The 18,019-nt window shown below is 71.7% G+C and carries 17 protein-coding genes; 9 read left to right on the top strand and 8 right to left on the bottom strand.

Annotated elements, in window-relative coordinates; genetic code table 11:
• The first annotated feature begins 123 nt into the window (after positions 1 to 123).
• Positions 124 to 2,790 (top strand): valine--tRNA ligase, encoded by a 2,667-nt coding sequence (gene valS, locus ACSQ11_RS12080; RefSeq protein WP_436005697.1) that lies wholly within the window; start codon positions 124 to 126, stop codon positions 2,788 to 2,790.
• Complete coding sequence (locus ACSQ11_RS12075; RefSeq protein ID WP_436005695.1) at positions 2,787 to 3,485, top strand: lysoplasmalogenase family protein; 699 nt, start codon at positions 2,787 to 2,789, stop codon at positions 3,483 to 3,485. Before valS ends, ACSQ11_RS12075 begins: the two co-directional genes overlap by 4 nt.
• On the opposite strand, the gene ACSQ11_RS12070 is transcribed toward ACSQ11_RS12075, so the two are convergent.
• Positions 3,474 to 4,163: a hypothetical protein gene (locus ACSQ11_RS12070; protein ID WP_436005693.1), complete on the bottom strand. Its 690-nt coding sequence runs from the start codon at positions 4,161 to 4,163 to the stop codon at positions 3,474 to 3,476. The genes ACSQ11_RS12075 and ACSQ11_RS12070 overlap by 12 nt on opposite strands.
• A gap of 189 nt (positions 4,164 to 4,352) precedes the next feature.
• On the opposite strand from ACSQ11_RS12070, the gene ACSQ11_RS12065 reads away from it, so the two are divergent.
• From ACSQ11_RS12065 to ACSQ11_RS12045, 5 genes are read left to right on the top strand one after another with little or no spacing between them, the layout of a single operon-like run.
• Positions 4,353 to 5,138, top strand: coding sequence for a DUF4129 domain-containing protein (locus tag ACSQ11_RS12065; RefSeq protein ID WP_436005691.1), 786 nt, complete (start codon positions 4,353 to 4,355; stop codon positions 5,136 to 5,138).
• The gene (locus ACSQ11_RS12060; protein ID WP_436005689.1) at positions 5,135 to 5,632 is read left to right on the top strand and encodes a hypothetical protein; all 498 of its coding nucleotides are present in this window, start codon (positions 5,135 to 5,137) and stop codon (positions 5,630 to 5,632) included. The genes ACSQ11_RS12065 and ACSQ11_RS12060 overlap by 4 nt, the downstream gene beginning before the upstream one ends.
• A complete protein-coding gene (locus tag ACSQ11_RS12055; RefSeq protein WP_436005687.1) occupies positions 5,633 to 6,628 on the top strand; it encodes an AAA family ATPase in 996 nt (331 codons plus the stop codon).
• Positions 6,625 to 8,094, top strand: coding sequence for a DUF58 domain-containing protein (locus tag ACSQ11_RS12050; protein ID WP_436005685.1), 1,470 nt, complete (start codon positions 6,625 to 6,627; stop codon positions 8,092 to 8,094). Before ACSQ11_RS12055 ends, ACSQ11_RS12050 begins: the two co-directional genes overlap by 4 nt.
• Positions 8,091 to 8,624 (top strand): hypothetical protein, encoded by a 534-nt coding sequence (locus tag ACSQ11_RS12045; RefSeq protein ID WP_436005683.1) that lies wholly within the window; start codon positions 8,091 to 8,093, stop codon positions 8,622 to 8,624. The genes ACSQ11_RS12050 and ACSQ11_RS12045 overlap by 4 nt, the downstream gene beginning before the upstream one ends.
• A gap of 211 nt (positions 8,625 to 8,835) precedes the next feature.
• Here the strand turns inward: ACSQ11_RS12045 and ACSQ11_RS12040 are convergent, their stop codons facing one another.
• Positions 8,836 to 9,258: a hemerythrin domain-containing protein gene (locus ACSQ11_RS12040; RefSeq protein ID WP_436005679.1), complete on the bottom strand. Its 423-nt coding sequence runs from the start codon at positions 9,256 to 9,258 to the stop codon at positions 8,836 to 8,838.
• Between the two features lie 75 nt (positions 9,259 to 9,333).
• Positions 9,334 to 10,608 (bottom strand): ATP-dependent Clp protease ATP-binding subunit ClpX, encoded by a 1,275-nt coding sequence (gene clpX / locus ACSQ11_RS12035; protein ID WP_436005677.1) that lies wholly within the window; start codon positions 10,606 to 10,608, stop codon positions 9,334 to 9,336.
• 351 nt (positions 10,609 to 10,959) lie between these two features.
• On the opposite strand from clpX, the gene ACSQ11_RS12030 reads away from it, so the two are divergent.
• Entirely contained in the window at positions 10,960 to 11,904 is a 945-nt protein-coding gene (locus ACSQ11_RS12030) for a hypothetical protein (RefSeq protein WP_436005675.1), read from the top strand.
• A 181-nt stretch (positions 11,905 to 12,085) separates the two neighbouring features.
• On the opposite strand, the gene ACSQ11_RS12025 is transcribed toward ACSQ11_RS12030, so the two are convergent.
• The 3 genes from ACSQ11_RS12025 to ACSQ11_RS12015 all read right to left on the bottom strand — a co-directional run bounded on the left by ACSQ11_RS12025 (position 12,086) and on the right by ACSQ11_RS12015 (position 14,812).
• Positions 12,086 to 12,745, bottom strand: a complete 660-nt coding sequence (locus ACSQ11_RS12025) for an ATP-dependent Clp protease proteolytic subunit (protein WP_436005673.1) — start codon at positions 12,743 to 12,745, stop codon at positions 12,086 to 12,088.
• Between the two features lie 26 nt (positions 12,746 to 12,771).
• Positions 12,772 to 13,395: an ATP-dependent Clp protease proteolytic subunit gene (locus ACSQ11_RS12020; RefSeq protein WP_436005671.1), complete on the bottom strand. Its 624-nt coding sequence runs from the start codon at positions 13,393 to 13,395 to the stop codon at positions 12,772 to 12,774.
• 130 nt (positions 13,396 to 13,525) lie between these two features.
• Positions 13,526 to 14,812, bottom strand: coding sequence for an MFS transporter (locus ACSQ11_RS12015; protein WP_436005669.1), 1,287 nt, complete (start codon positions 14,810 to 14,812; stop codon positions 13,526 to 13,528).
• 136 nt (positions 14,813 to 14,948) lie between these two features.
• Between ACSQ11_RS12015 and ACSQ11_RS12010 the strand changes: the two genes are divergently transcribed.
• Complete coding sequence (locus ACSQ11_RS12010) at positions 14,949 to 16,013, top strand: LacI family DNA-binding transcriptional regulator (protein ID WP_436005667.1); 1,065 nt, start codon at positions 14,949 to 14,951, stop codon at positions 16,011 to 16,013.
• Between the two features lie 33 nt (positions 16,014 to 16,046).
• Here the strand turns inward: ACSQ11_RS12010 and ACSQ11_RS12005 are convergent, their stop codons facing one another.
• Both ACSQ11_RS12005 and tig read right to left on the bottom strand, forming a co-directional pair.
• Entirely contained in the window at positions 16,047 to 16,514 is a 468-nt protein-coding gene (locus tag ACSQ11_RS12005; protein WP_436005665.1) for an SRPBCC family protein, read from the bottom strand.
• Between the two features lie 119 nt (positions 16,515 to 16,633).
• Positions 16,634 to 17,998 (bottom strand): trigger factor, encoded by a 1,365-nt coding sequence (gene tig, locus ACSQ11_RS12000; protein WP_436006766.1) that lies wholly within the window; start codon positions 17,996 to 17,998, stop codon positions 16,634 to 16,636.
• Positions 17,999 to 18,019 lie beyond the last annotated feature (21 nt).

Below are 18,019 nucleotides of genomic sequence, written 5' to 3'. Positions count from 1 at the left end.
CCACGCTCCCCGGCTCGCCGACAACGCTGCGCGGGCGCGGGTTCTACGCTCGGCGGGCGGCCGGCATACGGGAGCGGGGAACCCGATTGGGTCGGCGCTCGGCGTTCTGGGAGAATCGCGCGCATGTCTGCTGACCTCACCTCGTCTCGCGCTGCCACGATTCCGGAGCGCCCCTCGCTGGACGGCCTCGAGGACAAGTGGGGACAGGTATGGGCGCAGCAGGACACCTACGCGTTCGACCGTGACGCCGCCCTGGCCGGGGAGCGCTCGCAGGTCTTCTCGATCGACACGCCCCCGCCGACCGCGTCGGGCAGCCTGCACATGGGTCACGTCTTCTCCTACACCCACACCGACTGCATGGCGCGCTACAAGCGGATGGCCGGCTTCAACGTCTTCTACCCGATCGGGTGGGACGACAACGGTCTGCCGACCGAGAAGCGCGTGCAGAACTTCTACGGCGTGCGTGGCGACGCCTCGCTCCCGCACGACCCCGACTTCGTGCCGCCCCACCGCGGTGACGCCAAGAGCCTGCGCGCCGGCGACGCCATGCCGATCTCGCGCCAGAACTTCATCGAGCTCTGCGACGAGCTGACCGTCGAGGACGAGAAGGCCTTCGAGTCGCTCTTCCGTCGGCTCGGGCAGTCCTTCGACTGGGACATCTCCTACCGCACGATCGACGACCACTCGCGCGCCACCGCGCAGCAGGCGTTCCTGCGCAACCTGGCCCGCGGCGAGGCCTACCAGGCCGAGGCCCCCGGGCTCTGGGACGTGACGTTCCAGACGGCCGTCGCGCAGGCCGAGCTCGAGGCACGCGACTACCCCGGTGCCTTCCACCGCGTCGCGTTCCACCCTGCGGGCAAGGGCGGCCCGGCCGAGCCCGTCTACATCGAGACGACGCGCCCCGAGCTCATCCCGTCGGTCGTCGCGCTCATCGCCCACCCGGACGACGAGCGGTATGCCGGCCTGTTCGGTTCCACGGTCCGCTCGCCGTTGTTCGGGGTCGAGGTCCCGGTCGTGGCGCACCCGCTGGCCGAGATCGACAAGGGCTCCGGCATCCTCATGTGCTGCACGTTCGGTGACCTCACCGACGTCATCTGGTGGCGCGAGCTGCAGCTCCCCACGCGCTCGGTCATCACCCGCCAGGGCCGCGTCCAGGCCGAGACACCGGAGTGGATCGCCGGTGGCCCCGGCGCCGAGCTGTTCGGCGAGCTCGCCGGCAAGACGGTGCACTCGGCGCGCGAGCTCGTCGTGGCGGCGCTGCGCGAGTCCGGCGACCTCGACGGCGAGCCCAAGGCCACGCAGCGCAAGGCGAACTTCTACGAGCGCGGCGAGAAGCCGCTCGAGATCGTCACCTCGCGCCAGTGGTACATCCGCAACGGTGGCCGCGACGCCGACCTCAACGCCAAGCTCATCGGGCAGGGTCAGTCGATCGACTTCCACCCGTCGTTCATGCAGGCCCGCTACGCCAACTGGGTGGCCGGGCTCAACGGCGACTGGCTCGTCTCGCGCCAGCGCTTCTTCGGCGTGCCGATCCCCGTCTGGTACCCCCTCGACGCCGACGGCGAGCCGGTGTGGGACTCCCCCATCGTCCCGTCCGAGGAGTCGCTGCCGATCGACCCGGTGTCGCAGGCACCCGAGGGCTACGACGAGTCGCAGCGCGGTCAGGCCCGCGGCTTCACCGGCGACCCCGACGTCCTCGACACGTGGGCGACCTCGTCGCTCTCCCCGCAGATCGCCGCGGGCTGGCGCAGCGTCGACGAGTCCGGCTCGGTGACGACCGACCCGGTCTTCGACAAGGTCTTCCCGATGGACGTGCGCCCGCAGGGCCACGACATCATCCGCACCTGGCTCTTCGCGACCGTCGTGCGCGCGTACTTCGAGCACGGCACGGTGCCGTGGACCAACGCCGCGATCAGCGGCTGGATCCTCGACCCGGACCGCAAGAAGATGAGCAAGTCCAAGGGCAACGTCGTCACGCCCGAGGACGTCCTGCGCGAGCACTCCGCCGACGCCGTGCGCTACTGGGCGGCCTCGGGTCGCCTCGGCACCGACGCCGCCTACGACGTGGGCCAGATGAAGGTCGGCCGCCGCCTCGCCATCAAGGTCCTCAACGCCTCGAAGTTCGCCCTGTCGTTCGGTGAGGTGGCGGGGGACCTCGCCACGCAGGTGACCAACCCGCTCGACCGGGCGCTCCTCGCCGGTCTGCGCGAGGTCGTCGAGAAGGCGACCGCAGGGTTCGAGTCGTGGGACTACACGCGCTCGCTCGAGGTCACCGAGACCTTCTTCTGGACCTTCTGCGACGACTACCTCGAGCTCGTCAAGGACCGCGCCTACGGCTCGCAGGGTGACGCCGAGGCCGCCTCAGCCCGGGCCACGCTGCGGATCGCGCTCGACGTCGTCCTGCGCCTGCTCGCGCCGTTCCTCCCCTACGTCACCGAGGAGGCGTGGTCGTGGTGGCACGACGGCTCGGTCCACGTGACGTCGTGGCCGACCGCCGACGAGGTCGCTGCCGCCGACGACAGCGTCGACCCCGCCATGCTGGCCGCCGTGGGTTCGGCCCTCGCGACGGTGCGCAAGAGCAAGTCCGAGGCCAAGCTGTCGATGCGGGCCGAGGTCGCGCGCATCACGCTCGGTGGCCCGGAAGCGCTGCTGGCGCACGTGCGCGCGGGCGAGGGCGACCTGCGCGCCGCCGGCAAGATCACCGGCTCGCTCGACCTCGTCCCCGCCGACGGCTGGGGCGCGAGCGACGTCGAGCTCATCCCGGTGGAGAAGCCGAAGCCGCAGCAGTGACTCCGGGGACACCGACGACGCCGGTGTCGGCGCGACGGCTGCACCTGGAGGCGACAGCGGCAGCCGCGCTCGCGGCATACGGCGTGGTCGGTGTCCTCCACCTCGCGGGCCAGCTGACGGGCAACGCGCCGCTCGCCGACGCCACCCAGTCGCTCGCGGTCCCGGGGCTTCTCGTCGCGCTCACGGTGCAGACGCGGCTGCGTTCGCGGCTGGCCCGGTTCACGGCCGGCGGGCTCGCGTGGTCCTGGGTCGGTGACACGGCCCCCGACCACGTCCCGGACTCGATGGCCTTCGTCGTCCTCATGCTGTCGTTCCTCGTCGCGCACGTCGTGTTCGTCGCGGGCTTCTGGCCGTGGCGCCGGACGTCGCTCCTCACCACTCGTGCCGCCTGGCTCTATGGCGCGGTCGCCGTCGTCATGGTCGTCGCGTGCGCCCCACGGGCGGGTGTCCTCACCGTGGGCATCGCGGTGTACGCCGTGGCGCTGGCCCTCATGGCGCTGCTCGCCGCGGGCATCGACCGACTCGCGCTCGTCGGCGGCGTGCTCTTCCTCGTCTCCGACGGCCTGCTCGCGATCGGCGAGTTCGTGCCCGCCGTCGAGCTGCCCCGGAGCGGCTTCTGGGTCATGGCGACCTACCTGTCGGCGCTGCTGCTCCTCACCCTCGGGGTGATGCGTCGCGACGCGTCACGCGTTTGACGGAGCCCGTACGCCGCCCATCGATCGCTCCGTGGCCCAGGTCCGGATCCGTCGGTGACCGGTGGGCTGGACGACGAACCACGGGACGTCCCAGCCGCTGAGGCCGATGCGGCGCTCGACGACGGTGTCGCGCCGGAGGTGACCCACGCGGCCGGTGCCGGGGTCGTAGACGTCGAGCAGGTGGTCGCCGTCACCGGGCAGGACGAGGACGACGTGGCGCGGCAGCGTGGCGTTGCCGACATAGAGCAGCCCGGGCTCCCCCTCGGCCACGACGTCGAGGAGCCGCTCGAAGGCGGTGCGCAGACTCGCGGGCGACAACGGTCGCAGCGCGTCCACGTCGTAGAGCGTGCCCGTGGTGGCCGCGCCGTACTCGAGCTCGCGCTTGGCTCCCCACGGCGGCGTGCCCAGGGCGCGCGGCCACGGCACGTTGACCCGGCTCGGACCGGCGAACAGACCGTTCGTACGCCGCATGACGACCCGTTCGTATGCCGCGAACCGCTCCGCCTCCGTGTCCCCCGACGGTGACCCCGGCGGGTTGGGGCTTCCGGTGCGCACCCAGCTGGCGAAGACGGGGTCGACGAGCATCCGGGCGACGGTGAGGCAGGCCGAGCCGCACGTCACCGGCGACTGCTGCACCGGACCGGTGTCGCCCGCACGGAGTCGAAAGGGTGTGGCCACGTCGCCATCCTCGCCCGTCGCGCCCCCGCTCCGCCACCCCCTTGGCCGGACTGCCTCCAGCGCGCGACCGCCGGTGTGCCGAGCGGGTTGTGGGACGCGTGGCGCGACGTCGTGCGAGAGCGCGTGGCGGGCGGTGCGACCCGGGGTTCTCCACCCCGGACCGAGGTCGGAGGCATAGGCTCACCTCCCATGGGGCGACGCGAGTGGGCATGGACGGCAGGCACTGCCGCCACCCTCCTGCTCGCGGCCTGGGTGTCCGGCGCCGGGCCCATCGCTGCGTTCACGACGCCCGTCCTGAGCCCACCGACCGACGAGGAGTTCGGTGAGCTCGTCGAGCCCGACACCGGTGACGCGCGCAACCCCACCGGTGAGAGGTCGCGGACCATCGAGGACAACGAGCTCGTCGCCAACGTCGTGGCGTGGACGCTGCGGGTCCTGCTCGTCGTCATCGTCGCCGTCGTCGTCGCGCTCGTCGTGCGCGCCGTGCTCCGACGGCTTCGTCGCGACCCCGTCACCCCCAAGGACGACGTCGAGGCGCCGGTGCTCCCCGACGTCCTCCTCGCCGGTGTCCGGGAGAGCGAGGCACAGCTCGACCGCGGGAGCTCGAGCGAGGCGGTGATCAACGCCTGGCTCGCCCTCGAACGCACCGCCGTCGAGGTCGGCATCGACGACGACCTGACCCGCACGCCCACCGAGCTCGTCGCCGCCGTGCTCGAGGGCTACGACGTCGACCGCGCGGCGATCTCGCGGCTCGCGGCGCTCTACCGTGAGGCCCGCTTCTCCACCCACCCGATCGGTGAGACGCACCGGAGCGCCGCCCGCGAGGCGCTGCGGACGGTGCGTGACGAGCTGACCCGCCCGCTGCTGGCCATGGGTGGGATCCCGGCCGGCCCCGCGCGCCCGGGAGGCACGGGCAGCTCGGGACGCTCCGGGAGCTCCGGGAGCTCGGGCGGTCCGGGGAGCCCACGGCGATGAGGCAGCACCTGGCCACCCTCGTGCGTGGTCACGAGATCGCCACGGGCGTCGCGGTCGCGGCGGTGCTCGGACTCGTCGTGAGCGTGCTCCCCGCGCTCGACCGGCCGCTCCTGCTCGTCGCCTCGACCGGCCTCCTGCTCGTCGTCGCTGCGCTGGCGATCTGGCTGTTCCGCTCGCACCGGGAGGTCGAGTGGACGACGAGCGCCGGTGCGCCCGAGCGCGTCCGAGGCAGCGACCGGCGGGTCACCTCGCTTTCGCGCACCATCGACGCAGCGCTCGCCGGCGACGAAGGCGCGCGCGCCGACGTCCGGGCACTGGTGCGCTCGGCCGCCGAGGCCCGGCTCACCTCGCAGGGCCTTTCGACCACCCTGGACCACGAGCCCACGAGAGCCGCGCTGGGACCCGGGCTCACGGCATACCTGACCTCCGCGACACCTCGGCCGGTGACCACCGACGAGCTCGCATCGTTCATCACGACACTCGAGGAGAACTGAGTGAGCGACACCCCCACCCTGCGCGAGGTCGGAGCCCTCTCCGCCCAGATCCTGTCCGCCGTCGAGCGGGCCGTCGTCGGCAAGCGGGAGAGTCTCGAGCTCGTCCTCGCCGGGCTGCTGTCCGGGGGGCACGTCCTCATGGAGGACTTCCCGGGCCTCGGCAAGACGCTCGCCGCGCGCTCCTTCGCGCAGGCGCTGGGGATCGACTTCGCGCGGGCACAGTTCACCCCGGACCTGCTGCCGAGCGACCTCACCGGCGCGTTCATCTACGACCAGCGCACGCACGAGTTCGTCTTCCGCCGCGGGCCGCTGTTCACCCAGCTGCTGCTCGCCGACGAGATCAACCGCACCCCGCCCAAGACGCAGGCCGCACTGCTCGAGGCGATGCAGGAAGGCCAGATCACCGTCGAGGGCGAGACCTTCGCCCTCGAGCGCCCCTTCCACGTGCTCGCGACGGCGAACCCGGTCGAGTACGAAGGCACCTACCCCCTCCCCGAGGCCCAGCTCGACCGGTTCCTGCTCAGGGTGTCGTTCGGCTACCCGAGCGGCGCCGACGAGTGGGAGGTCCTGCGCCGCCGCATCGACCGCCGTGAGGAGTCGCAGACCGTCCCCGCGGTCACCGACGCCGCCGGGTTCGTCGCGATGCAGCGGGCCGTCGAGACCGTGACCGTCGACGAGAGCGTGGGCCGCTACTGCGTGCGCCTCGCCGCCACGACCCGCTCGCACGCGAGCCTCGTCCTCGGCGCCTCCCCCCGCGGTTCCCTCGCGCTCATGCTCGCCAGCCGCGCGTATGCCGTGATCCGCGGTCGTGACTACGTCACCCCCGAGGACGTCAAGGCCGTGGCGCACGCCGCCCTCGACCACCGCGTCACGGTGCGACCCGAGCTGTGGATCAACGACGTCACCGCCGAGAGCGTGGTCAGCTCGATCCTGTCGTCGGTGCCGACGCCCTCGCCGACCGAGGGCGAGAGGCGCACCGGGTACGAGGGTCCGTGAGCAGCACCGACTCCCCCGCCGACGCTGCTGCCGGGACCGACACCCGCGGTGATGCTGCTGTCGGCACCGACTCCCCCGGCGACGGGACCGCGGTGTCGGAGGAGCCCGAGGCCAGCGTGCTGTCGGCGCGCTGGCGACCCACCCCGGCGCACACCCGCGCGATCGTCGTGAGCCTGCTGCTGCTCGGCGTCGGGGCGGTGATGCGCCGTCCCGATGCGATCGCCCTCGGGACCCCGCTCGCCGTCGTGGCCGTCTGGGCGCACGTGAGACGACCCGTGGTGACTCCCGTCGTCCACGCGTGGTTGCGTCACTCGGTCCTGCGCGAGGGCCAGACCACGGCGTGGACGGCCTCGGTCGCGCCCGGGCCAGGCGTCGAGGAGGTCGGGCTCTCCGTCACCGAGACGGAGTTCACCCGCTACACGCCGACCAGTCAGGCCGTGGCCGTGGGCGAGGTCCGTGGGGGCCGCGTGCGGCTCGACGTCTTCCTCCAGAGCACCCGCTGGGGCCTGCGCCGACTGGGGCCGGCCACCTGCGCGGTGGGCAGCGCGTTCGGCGCGCACGTCTGGGAGCCCGGACCGGTCCACGCACCCCTCGTGCCCACCGTCCCGCTCCCCGAGGCCTTCTCGGCGCGCACCCCCGCGCCCGATCCCGACGGGCTCGTGGGCCGCAGCCGCTCGCGCCACCAAGGTGACGGCAGCGAGCTCGCCGACGTGCGTGCCTTCCGCTTCGGCGACCGGCTCCGACGCATCCACTGGCCGGTGTCGGTCCGCACGGGCGAGCTGCACGTCACGACGACCTATGCCGACGAGGACAGCGAGATCCTCCTGCTCGTCGACGCCATGCAGGACCTCGGGCGCAGCAGCGGCTTCGACGGCGAGGGCAGCAGCCTCGACAACGGCGTACGCGCGGCGGCGGCCGTGGCCGAGCACTACCTGCGCGCGGGCGACCGGGTCGGCGTGCAGGTGCTCGGTGCGCACCAGAGCCCGCGGCTCACCCCGGGCCTCGGCACCAACCAGCTGCGCCGCGTCCTCGACGTCCTGGCCCGGGTGCGGGTCGCCGACGGAGGTGTCGTCGACGAGAAGCGCCTGCGCGGCCAGCTGCTGCACCCCGTGTCGGCGGGAACCCTCGTCGTCTTCCTCACCCCGGCCGTCTCGGTCCAGGTCCTCGCGCACGCCGCACAGCTGGCCCGCCGCGGCACCTCGACGATCGTCGTCGACACCCTGCCCCGCACGATGGCGACGGGCGACCTCACCGACGAGCAGCTCGCCGGGCTCGTGCCCGAGCGCTCGGCCTCCGCCTCGGCGCGTCTGGCGTGGCGGCTCCGGCTCCTCGAACGTGAGCGCGAGGTGTCGCGCACGCGGCTCAGCGGCGTCCCCATCGTCCCGTGGGTGGGACCCGGAACCCTCGACCTCGTCATGCGCGACATCGCCCGCCAGCGCCGCTCCCCGAGGGTGGTGACGCGTTGAGGTCCCCGTCGCAGAACGCGCTGCGCGCCGTCATCGGCGTGGTCTCCGTCGCGCTGGCGGTGCTCACCGTGGTCGTCGGCCCGCTGGGGTCGCTCGTCGCGGCAGCCGTCCTCGTCGCGCTCACCCCGTTCGTCGTGCTCGACCCCGGGTCGCGGCTCACGGCGCTGCTCGTCACCCTGCACGGTCTGCACTGGCTCATGAGCAACACCGTCCCCGAGGGGGTGGGCGACTGGGTCCTCACCCTCGTCGTTGCGGTCGGACTGCTGACGATCCACCTGTCCGCATCGTTGTCGTCCGCCCTCCCGCCGAGCGCGCCCGTGCCGCGGGCGAGCGTCGAGCGGTGGGTCCGGCGAGGTCTGGCGGTCCTGGGTCTCTCGCTCCCCGTCTGGGCGTTGCTCATGTCGCAGACAGCGTCCCGGCCCGCGGGCGACTCCGTCGTGACGTATGCCGCGGTCGCCGCCCTCGCCCTACTCGGGCTGGCGCTCTGGCTCTCGGTCGCGGGCCCTCCGGAGCGGCGCGACTCCCGGTGAGTCCGGTCGCGCGACGTGGGCCGACGGCCGCGGCGCACGTCCTGGTGAGTCCGGTCGCGCGAAGTGGGCGAACGGCCGCGGCGCGAGTCCGGTGAGTCCGGTCGCGCGAGGTGGGCGGACGGCTGCGGGGCGAGTCGAGGTGAACCCGGGCGTGCGGGATGGGCGCGGCCGCCACGGTCTGGGTCGGCCGGCATACCGACGCGGTGGTCTGTCAGTCCGCGATCGCGCCAAAGGCCTGCTGCCGGTCGAGCGCGAGGGGGACCTCGTCGAGGACTGAGAGGAGCGAGCGCTCCTCGTAGCCGAAGTGGCTCTCGACGATCGCGTCCAACCCGTCGAGGTGCGCGTGGAGCGTCTCGCGGTCCGAGGTCGAGGAGAGTGCGTGCTCGAACTCCCCGATGAGGTGGCTCATCATGCTGTGGTCCTGGCTCAGGCGGGCGAGCACGGGCGCGAGGTCGGGTCGGGCCGCGGCGATCTGCGGGAAGAGGCCGGAGTCCTCACTGCGGTGGTGGCCGTCGAGGGCGGCGCAGAACCCGTGGCAGTGCATCAGCAGGTCGGCCGCGATCGCGTTCGTGCCGTCGCCGGAGTCGACCGCCTCGCGGGCGAGCAAGAGGGCACGACGCAGCCGGTCGTGCACCCGACCGCATCTCCGCCGACCAGGCACGGACCCGGTCGGCGTCCGGGTCGGCGTCCGGGTCGGGCTGCCGCGGACTCAGGCGGTGCGCTTCCGGCGCTTGGGCCCGGCGTCGCGACGCACGACGGTCGGCAGGACGTTCTTGCGGACGACCTCGTCGGTGACGACGACCTTGGTGATCTCGTCGTCGCTCGGCACGTCGAACATCACGGGGAGGAGGACCTCCTCCATGATCGCTCGCAGTCCGCGGGCGCCGGTGCCGCGGGCGAGTGCCTGCTCGGCAACGGCCTCGATGGCCTCGTCGGTGAACTCGAGCTCGACGCCGTCGATGCGGAACATCTTCTGGTACTGCTTGATGAGGGCGTTGCGCGGCTCGGTGAGGATCTGCACGAGCGCGCTGGTGTCGAGCGGCGAGACCGTCGTGATGACGGGGAGGCGTCCGATGAACTCGGGGATGAGCCCGAACTTCATGAGGTCCTCGGGCATGACCTCGTGGATCGACTCGGCGAGGTCCTTGGGCGTGTGCAGCTCGGAGCCGAAGCCCAGGCCCTTCTTGCCGTTGCGCGACTCGATGAGCTTCTCGAGGCCGGCGAAGGCGCCGCCGACGATGAAGAGCACGTTGGTCGTGTCGATCTGGATGAACTCCTGGTGCGGGTGCTTGCGGCCACCCTGCGGCGGAACGCTCGCGGTCGTGCCCTCGAGGATCTTGAGGAGCGCCTGCTGGACGCCCTCACCCGACACGTCGCGCGTGATGCTCGGGTTCTCGGACTTGCGGGCGATCTTGTCGACCTCGTCGATGTAGATGATCCCCGTCTCGGCCTTTTTGACGTCGTAGTCAGCGGCCTGGATGAGCTTGAGGAGGATGTTCTCGACGTCCTCGCCGACGTAGCCGGCCTCGGTCAGGGCCGTCGCGTCGGCGATGGCGAAGGGGACGTTGAGCATCTTGGCGAGGGTCTGCGCGAGGTAGGTCTTGCCGCAGCCCGTCGGCCCGATGAGCAGGATGTTGGACTTGGAGATGTCGACGTGGTCGGCGTCCTTCTTGCCGATGGTGTCGCCCGCCTGGATGCGCTTGTAGTGGTTGTAGACGGCGACGGCCAGCGACTTCTTGGCGACGTCCTGCCCGATGATGTACTGCTGGAGGAACTCGAAGATCTCGCGGGGCTTGGGGAGCTCGTCGAGCCCACCGAGCTCGGAGGACTCGGCGAGCTCCTCCTCGATGATCTCGTTGCAGAGCTCGATGCACTCGTCGCAGATGTAGACCGCGGGTCCGGCGATGAGCTTCTTGACCTGCTTCTGGGACTTGCCGCAGAAGGAGCACTTCAGCAGGTCGCTGGTCTCTCCGACTCGTGCCACTGGGTCCGGTCCCTTCGCTTGACGACTGGTGCCGCTGGCACGACCCGGGGTCGGGCTGCTGCGACGTCACCGACACTACTTCGAGAGCGCGTCGACGCAACCCATTCAACGCCTCCGACACGGGGTGAGTCGCGCTTGTCCGCTCTCGGCAGAACGCCACCCACCCACCGCCGTCAGCCCCGCCGACCGGGGTCGTCGAACCCTCGCCTCATCGATGACCTGCACCATTGTCGGGGCCATCTCGCGTCGTCGCCGGAGAATTCTGGGCCGACAGCGCAGGCAGGGCCCGACAGACGCCATACCTGTGGAGAACCCGACGGCCCGCACACGGTCCGCTGCCACGCTGGGGCGATGCTCGGACCACCCGCCCACGCGGCCTTCGACCCCACGTGCCTGCACCACGCGGCCGACCTGCGGCGCCTCGGCATCGAGCCGACCCGCGGCTCGTGGCACCAAGTGAGGCACGGGGTCTGGGTGCGGGCTGACGCGTTCGCGACGATGGACACGCTGCACCGGCACGCCGCGCTCGTTCACGCGTCCGCACTCACGCGCCGAGGACCGGGCGAGCTCGTGTTCGCACGCGAGGCCGCGGCCGCACTGTGGGGGCTCCCCCGCATCACGCCCTGGCCGGCGCACGTCCACCACCTCGTGACGCGCCGAGGTGTCAGCGGAGCCCAGGTCCTGCGACCCTTCCTCGGGAGCGAGACAGAGCCGGCAGAGGTCGATGGACTCCTCGTCACTCCCGTGGCCCGAACCGTCGTCGACCTCGCCCGGACGGGCACGATGCACGACGCCGTCACCGCCGCCGACCACGCACTCCGCCATGGTCTCTGCACCCGGGCCGAACTCCTCGACGAGGCGGCGTCCGTACCCGCTCGCGGGCACGGACGGGGCGCCGCCGCCCTCATGGCAGAGCTCGCCGACGGTCGCAGCATGACTCCCGGCGAGAGCCTCTCGCGGGTTCAGATGTTCGTGCTCCGACTCCCTCGCCCAGAGCTGCAGGTGGCCTACCACGACGACCAGGGGCACATCGGCGACACCGACTTCGGCTGGACCGGCGCCGTCGGCGAGTTCGACGGCCGGCTCAAGTACCGGGTGCCGCCTGGTGGCAGGCCACAGGACGTCGAGCGCATCGTCTGGGCCGAGAAGAAGCGCGAGGACCGGCTACGGCGGCAGGCCCGCGTCGCGCGGTGGGTGTGGGCGGAGGCGGTGCAGAAGTACCGCCTCGCGGCCATCCTTGCCCAGGTCGGGATCACCCCCGAGCGGCGCAACGTGTGGTTCGACCTCGGCGCCTGAGCATCGACCCCGAAGTTGTCGCCACCATCTCGCAGAGTCGGGTCAACATCTGGGCCCGAGGACGCAGGGTGCCCCCGACAACCGCGACGGCCGCCAGCCCGCGAGCTGGTGCCCCAGACGCAGGTATGCCGCCCGCTCGGGTGAGCGGACGGCATACCTGATGCGCGTGTGGAGCGAGCGGTCAGCTCTCGAGAGCCGCCTTGCGGGAGACGAGGACCTCGTCGATGAGGCCGTACTCCTTGGCGTCGGCCGCGGAGAGGATCTTGTCGCGCTCGATGTCCTTGCGGACGAGCTCGACGTCGCGCCCCGCGTGCTTGGCGATGGTGTCCTCGAGCCACTCGCGCATGCGGAGCACCTCGTTGGCGTGGATCTCGAGGTCGGAGGCCATGCCGCCCGTGCCCTCGATCGCCGGCTGGTGGATGAGCACCCGGGAGTTCGGCAGCGCGTAGCGCTTGCCCGGCGCACCGGCGCCGAGGAGCACCGCGGCGGCCGATGCAGCCTGGCCGACGACGAACGTCTGCACGTCGGGCCGGATGTACTGCATCGTGTCGTAGATCGCGGTCATCGCCGTGAACGAGCCGCCGGGGCTGTTGATGTACATGAGCACGTCGCGGTCCGGGTCCTGGGACTCGAGCACGATGAGCTGGGCGATGATGTCGTCGGCCGAGGCGTCGTCGACCTGCACGCCGAGGAAGATGATGCGGTCCTCGAAGAGCTTGGTGTAGGGGTCGGTCCGCTTCATGCCGTAGGAGGTGCGCTCCTCGAACTGCGGCAGGATGTAGCGGCTCGACGGAGCAGGCACACCGAGGCGGCCCTGCGGGGTGAGGTGGTTGGCGTTCATGTCAGTGATCTCTCCTGGTCGCCGGGTCAGTCGGTGACCGGGTTGTCGGACGAGGGACCGGCCTGGTCGGCGCGCGAGAAGACGTGGTCGACGAAGCCGTACTCCTTGGCCTCGCTCGCCGTGAACCAGCGGTCGCGGTCGGAGTCGGCCTCGATCTGCTCGGGCGTCTGGCCGGTGTGCTCGGCGATGAGCTCGGCCATCTGCTTCTTGATGTGGAGCAGCTGCTCGGCCTGGATCTTGATGTCGGACGCCGTGCCGCCGATGCCGCCGGAGGGCTGGTGCATCATGACGCGGGCGTGCGGGGTGGCGTAGCGCTTGCCCGGGGTGCCCGCGGAGAGCAGGAACTGCCCCATCGAGGCGGCCATGCCCATCGCGACCGTGGCGACGTCGTTGGGGACCCACTGCATGGTGTCGAAGATCGCCATGCCGGCGGTCACCGAGCCACCGGGGCTGTTGATGTAGAGCCAGATGTCCTTGTCGGAGTCCTCGGCGGCGAGGAGGAGCATCTGCGCGCAGATCGCGTTGGCGTTCTCGTCGCGCACCTCGGAGCCGAGGAAGATGATCCGCTCCTTGAGGAGGCGGTTGTAGATGCTGTCGTCGAGGCCGAGCTTGTCGCCCGGACCGGCTGCGACGATCTCGTTGCTGCTCACGCTGGTCGCTCCTGCCGTGATCGTGGGGTCGTGCCTTTCGCTGACCCTAACGCGCACGTCCGCCGGGACACTCCCGCCCCCGGGCGTTGTTCGCCCTGAGCACAATGCCCGGACGGACGGGGTATGCCGCTCAGCCGCGACCGCGCGCCGGCTCCGCCTCGGCGGTCGTCGCCGCCGTCGCCGGCTCGCGCACGCTCTCGAGGATGAGCTGGACGAGCAGGGCCATCGTGCCGACGGCGAGCAGGCTGCGGAGCACGCCGACGTGGTCGCCGAGGAAGCCCAGCGCGGGCGGGCCGGCGATGAAGGCGAAGTAGCCGATGGTCGCCACGACCGACATGCGGGCCGGGGCGCGCTTCGCGTCGTCTGCGCTGGCGCTGAGGCCGACCGGGAACCCGAGGGAGACGCCGACACCCCAGACGGCGGCACCGATGAAGGCCATCCAGTCACTGCCGAAGATCACGAGGAGCGAGCCCAGGACCGCGAGGACGAACGTCGCACGCAGCACGGGGACGCGCCCGTACGTGTCGAGCCAACGCGTGCCGAGGAGGCGCCCGATCGTCATGAAGGACAGGAACGTCGCGAACGCGAGCACCCCGGCCCAGGTGGGCAGGTCGTGGCCCTCGACGAAGGCGACGGCGAGCCAGTCGTTGGCGGTGCCCTCGGTGAAGGCGGCGACGAGCACGACGAGGCCGATGAGGAGGGTGCGCGGCTCGAGCCACGCCGAACGTGCGGGGCTCGCGGCGGACGCCGTGCCGTCGGCGCGCTCGGCGCCCTCGGCGCGCGCCTCCGCCTCGGCGGCCTTGTCCTTCTCGTGCTCGGCGTCCTCGACCTCGCGCGGCAGGAAGGCGCGCATCGCCACGAAGCCGCCGACCGTGACGAGCAGCGCCGAGCCGAGCAGGTGCGGCAGGAGCGGGACCGAGGCCCACGACATGCCGGACCCGATGAGGGCGGACACGACCGTGCCACCGCTGAAGGCGGCGTGGAACTGGGGCATGACCGTCTTGCCGAGGAGCCGTTCCACGGAGGCGCCCTCGAGGTTCATCGCGACGTCCCACACGCCGACGCCGGAGCCGATGAGGAACAGGCCGGCGGCGACGACGAGGCGGGACTCGGCGAGGTCGACCCCGGCGCCGACGACGCCGAAGCCGACGATCCCGATGAGCATCCCCACGCGGATCGTCGAGACGACGCCGTAGCGCTCGGCGATGCGGCCCGTCGACGGCATGGCGAGCATCGAGCCCGCCGACATCGCGAAGAGCGTGGCGCCGAGCTGGCCCGCCGAGAGGTCGAGGCCCGCCTTGGCGTCGGCGATCCGCGACGCCCACGTGGCGAAGGCGATGCCGGCCAGGGCGAAGACGACGAAGACGGCGGTGCGGGCGGCGACGACGCGCTCGCGAGGCAGGGCGGTGGTGGTCATGGTGCGGTTCTCTCGCATCGAGGTGGAGCGGTACGGGGGCTGCGGGTCGGGCGGGTGTCACGGGTTCGGCGGCAGCGGTGCCGGCGGCGACAGGTCACCTTGCCGCGGGTCGAATCGATTCGATAGTCTCTCGTCCATGACCCGTCCACGTCAAACCCGCAAGGTGACGCTGCGTGACGTCGCCGACCGGGCCGGCGTCGCGACGAGCACCGCCTCGCTCGTCTTCAGCGGTCGGGGCCCGGTCGCGCCGGACACCGCCGACCGGGTGCGTGCGGCCGCGACCCACCTCGGCTACGCCGGACCCGACCCGCTCGCCAGCTCGCTGCGCCAGGGACGGTCGGGCACGGTCGCCGTCATCGTCGAGGAGCGCCTGCTCGACGCCTTCCGCGACCCCTTCGCCCTCACCGTCCTCGACGGCCTCGCCCAGGAGCTCGACTCGATGGGGACGAGCATGCTGCTCATGGCCGACCACGCCGACTCCCCCGACAACGCGCTCGCCGGCCACGCCGTCGACGCCGCGATCTTCCCGCTGTGCGGACGCGACGAGAGCCCGCTCGTCGACCACCTCGTGGCCCGCGGCGTCCCCCTCGTCGGCGCCGGCGCGCCGCTGCGCGACGAGGTCATCCACGTCGTCATCGACGAGCACGGCGCCTCGGCCTGCGCCACCCGCCACCTCGTCGACCTCGGCCACACCCGGCTCGCCCACGTGACGATGCCCCTCGGCGCACCGCGGCCCACGCACCGCGTCGGTCGCGACGACATCGACGGCGCCGTCTACGCCGATGCGCGAGAACGCGCTCTCGGCTTCCTGGACACGGCACCGCAGGGCGCGGTCGTCGAGACCGAACGTGCCGACGTCGTCCAGGGCGAGGTGGCCGGCCGCCTGCTCCTCGACGTCGTGCCGCAGGACCGCCCCACCGGGGTCGTCGCGCAGTCCGACCTCCTCGCCGCCGGGGTCGTCCGCGCCGCGGAGGCGCTCGGCATGCGCGTCCCCGAGGACGTGTCGGTGACCGGGTTCGACGGCGTCGACCTGCCCTGGCTGGACGCCCGGCTCACGACGGTCGTGCAGTCCGGCGAGGCCAAGGGTCGACTGCTCGGTGCCATCACCCGCCGGGCTCTCGCGGGCGAGTCCCCCGCGAGCACGCCGTTCGAGGTGCACCTGCGGGTCGGCGACACGACCGCGCCACCGCCCGCAGGTTGAGCCGCTCAGCAGCCCGGGCTCACCACCACAGGGTCAGGAGCCCGACGAGGCCTCGGCGAGACGACCGAGCGTGTCCTCGAGCTGGTGCTCGGTCACGAGCGGGAACGACACCTTCTGGAGCAGGTCCTTGTCGGTGACCTTGGACCAGTCGTAGGTGTGGGTCACGAGCGTCTGGTCCGGCCCCTGTTGCTCGAGGCGCCACACCCACTCCCACCCGGGCGGGTTCGTCCCGGCCGGGGCCGTCTGCCACGCGAGGAGCGCGTTGGAGTCGTAGCCCGTGACGTGGTTGTCGGTCTGGTAGTCCCCGCCCATGTGGTCGCCTGACATGTTCATCGTGAACACGTCGCCGACCTTCTGGATCCGGTCGGCCTGCTCGACGGACCGGACGAAGCCGGAGCCGTCGAGCTCCTGGTGGCGCTGCGGGTTGCTCAGCACGTCGAAGACCTCACTGGCGGGCGCATCGATCGTGCGGGTCACGGTGATCTGCTTGTCGTCGCTCATGCCTCCACCCTCATCACGGATCGGCGCGGACCGCAACCTGCCGGACACCAGACGCACGTATGCCGCGCGCCCACCTCGTGGTGGGCACACGGCATACGTCGTGGTTCGCGTCGAAGGCGTCAGGCCTTCGCGGTCTCCTCGGTCTCGGCGTCGGCGGCCTCGGTCTCGAGGGCCTCGGCGTCGTCGTCGGCCTCGAGCTCGGGGTCGACCGTCTCGGCCTGGGGCACGAGCTCGTTGAGGTCGATCGAGTTGCCTGCCGTGTCGGTGACGACGGCCTTCTCGAGGACGGCCGCGAGCGCCTTGCGACGCGCGACTTCCTGGACCATCGCGGGGACCTGGCCCTGCTGGTCGATCGCCTGGGCGAACTGGTTCGGGTCCATGCCGTACTGCTGCGCGCTCATGATGAGGTACTCGATGAGCTCGGGCTGCTCGACCGAGATCTCGAGCTTCTCGGCGAGGGCGTCGAGGAGGAACTGGCCCTTGAGCGCCTTGCGGGTGCTCTCGTCGACCTCGGCGCGGTGGGTGTCGTCCTCGAGGCGGTCCTCGCCCTCGAGGTGGCTGTTGACCTCGGCCTCGACGATGCCGTCGGGCACGGGGACCTCGACCGAGTCGAGGAGGTGCTCGAGGACCTTGTCGCGGGCCTGGACGCCCTGCTCGAACTTCTTGGCCTGCTCGGCCTGCTTGACGACGTCCTCACGGAGCTCGGCGAGGGTGTCGAACTGCGAGGCGAGCTGGGCGAAGTCGTCATCGAGCTCGGGGAGCTCACGGACCTTGACGGACTGGACGGTGACGGTGCACTCGGCGTCCTGGCCCTCCTTGTCGCCACCGGCGAGCGGGGCGGTGAAGGTCACGGTGTCGCCGGCCTTGGCGCCGGTCACGGCGTCGTCGAGGCCCTCGAGCATGTTGCCGGAGCCGACCTCGTAGGTCACGCCCTCGACGCTGTCGATCTCCTCGCCGTCGATGACGGCCGAGAGGTCGATGGACAGGACGTCGCCGCTCTCGACGCCGCGCTCGACGGTGGAGAGGGTGCCGAAGCGCTGGCGCAGGTCGGTGAGGCGCTCCTCGATGTCCTCGTCCGAGGCCTTGACCTCGTCGACCTCGACGGCGATGCCCTCGAGCTCGGGGAGCTCGATCTCGGGACGCACGTCGGTCTCGACGGTGAACTCGAAGTCCTGGCCGTCCTCGAGCGGCACGGCGGTGACGTCGACCTCGGGCTGACCGATCGCCTTGACGCCCTCGGCGTCGACGGCCTCGGCGAAGAAGCGCGGGAGGGCTTCGTTGACGGCCTCCTGCACGACGGCGCCACGACCGACGCGCTGGTCGATGATGCGCGAGGGGACCTTGCCCTTGCGGAAGCCGGGGATCTGGATCTGGCTGCCGATCGTCTGGTACGCCTTGTCCAGGTCGGGCTTCAGCTCGTCGAAGGGCACCTCCACGATGAGCTTGACCCGGGTCGGGCTGAGGGTCTCGACGGCACTCTTCACTTCAGGCACTCCACACGTGTT

This window comes from Knoellia sp. LjRoot47, from assembly GCF_964253435.1.
Classification (GTDB): Bacteria; Actinomycetota; Actinomycetes; order Actinomycetales; family Dermatophilaceae; genus Knoellia.
Note: the sequence above shows the minus strand (reverse complement) of the source record. Positions and strands in the feature narration are given on the sequence as shown.

Bases quoted from the DNA above. Each gene is read 5' to 3' on its own strand.
- ACSQ11_RS12015 (WP_436005669.1), bottom strand. From the start codon at position 14,812: ATGACCACCACCGCCCTGCCTCGCGAGCGCGTCGTCGCCGCCCGCACC.
- valS (WP_436005697.1), top strand. From the start codon at position 124: ATGTCTGCTGACCTCACCTCGTCTCGCGCTGCCACGATTCCGGAGCGC.
- ACSQ11_RS12060 (WP_436005689.1), top strand. From the start codon at position 5,135: ATGAGGCAGCACCTGGCCACCCTCGTGCGTGGTCACGAGATCGCCACG.
- ACSQ11_RS12005 (WP_436005665.1), bottom strand. From the start codon at position 16,514: ATGAGCGACGACAAGCAGATCACCGTGACCCGCACGATCGATGCGCCC.
- ACSQ11_RS12065 (WP_436005691.1), top strand. From the start codon at position 4,353: ATGGGGCGACGCGAGTGGGCATGGACGGCAGGCACTGCCGCCACCCTC.
- ACSQ11_RS12025 (WP_436005673.1), bottom strand. From the start codon at position 12,745: ATGAACGCCAACCACCTCACCCCGCAGGGCCGCCTCGGTGTGCCTGCT.
- ACSQ11_RS12030 (WP_436005675.1), top strand. From the start codon at position 10,960: ATGCTCGGACCACCCGCCCACGCGGCCTTCGACCCCACGTGCCTGCAC.
- ACSQ11_RS12010 (WP_436005667.1), top strand. From the start codon at position 14,949: ATGACCCGTCCACGTCAAACCCGCAAGGTGACGCTGCGTGACGTCGCC.